At 64.7% G+C, this 1,330-nt stretch carries 1 protein-coding gene; it reads left to right on the forward strand.

Features of this window, described 5'->3' with window-relative positions; all coding sequences use genetic code 11:
• Positions 1–50: 50 nt before the first annotated feature.
• Positions 51–1,303, forward strand: a protein-coding gene (locus ACIRJP_RS42665) for an IS3 family transposase (RefSeq protein ID WP_404186643.1) whose coding sequence is annotated in 2 segments (ribosomal slippage) — positions 51–333 and positions 333–1,303 — 1,254 coding nt in all. Because the reading frame shifts where the segments join, the coding sequence is not laid out codon by codon here.
• Positions 1,304–1,330 lie beyond the last annotated feature (27 nt).

Here is a 1,330-nt window from a genome sequence, read left to right on the forward strand (position 1 = left end):
TGAACCGCCCCGGTTTCAGTAGAGGCTCGATTTCATGAAAGGATCGAGTCATGGCACGGCCTTCCCGATACCCGCTTGAGCTCCGCCGTCGTGCGGTGCGCATGGTCGCTGAGGTACGCGACGATCACCCGAACGAGACGGCCGCTTTGCAGGCGGTGACCGAGAAGCTCGGCATCGGGTCTCGCGAGACGCTGCGGAACTGGGTGAAGCAGCACGAGATCGACGCGGGGACGCGACCGGGGGCGACGACGGAGGAGTCCGCCCAGCTGAAGGCGTTGAAGAAGGAGAACGCCGAGCTGAAGCGGGCCAACGAGATCCTGAAGGCCGCGGCAAGTTTCTTCGCGGCCGAGCTCGACCGGCCACACACACGCTCGTAGCGTTCATCGACGAGCACCGGGACCGCTTCGGCGGCGTCGAGCCGATCTGCAGGACCCTCACCGGGCACGACTGCAAGATCGCCCCTTCCACGTACTACGCCCACAAGAAACGCCTCGAAACTCCTTCCGCCCGTTCCGTGCGCGATGAGGAACTCAAGGAACGGATCCAGGAGGTCTACACGTCCAACTACCGTGTCTACGGGGCCCGGAAGATCTGGCGCGAGCTGAACCGGCAGGAACACGCCGTGGCCCGCTGCACCGTCGAGCGCCTCATGCGCGAGCTCGGCATCACCGGCGCCGTCCGCGGCAGGAAGGTGATCACGACGATCGCCGATCCGGCCGCAGAGCGGGCTCCGGATCTCCTCGATCGTGACTTCGTCGCCGGCGCCCCCAACCGCTGCTGGGTCGCGGACTTCACGCACGTCGCCACCTGGAACGGGGTCGTCTACGTCGCCTTCGTCGTGGACACCTTCTCCCGTCGCATCGTCGGCTGGTCCGCTGCTGCCACCAAGGAGACCAGGCTCGTCCTGGATGCCCTGGAGATGGCGCTGTGGCAGCGCGACCGGGACGGATTTCCTTACGTACAGGGCGAGTTGATACATCACTCGGACGCAGGATCGCAGTACACATCCTTCGCGCTGGCCGAGCATCTGGACCGAGCAGGGATGGCGGCATCGATCGGCTCGGTCGGCGACGCCTACGACAATGCCCTGATGGAATCGACGATCGGCCTGTTCAAGACTGAGCTGATCAAACCCGGCCGGCCCTGGAAGACACTCTCCCAGGTCGAGCTCGCCACCGCCGAGTGGATCGACTGGTACTGCCACCGCCGACTCCACGGTGAGATAGGCCACGTCCCGCCCGTCGAGTACGAGGCCAATCACTACATGGAATCCACGAAACCCCAGGTCACAACCACAATCTGAGATCTCTACCGAACCCGGGGCGGTTCA

It is taken from the genome of Streptomyces sp. NPDC102437 (assembly GCF_044765565.1).
Taxonomy (GTDB): Bacteria; Actinomycetota; Actinomycetes; order Streptomycetales; family Streptomycetaceae; genus Streptomyces.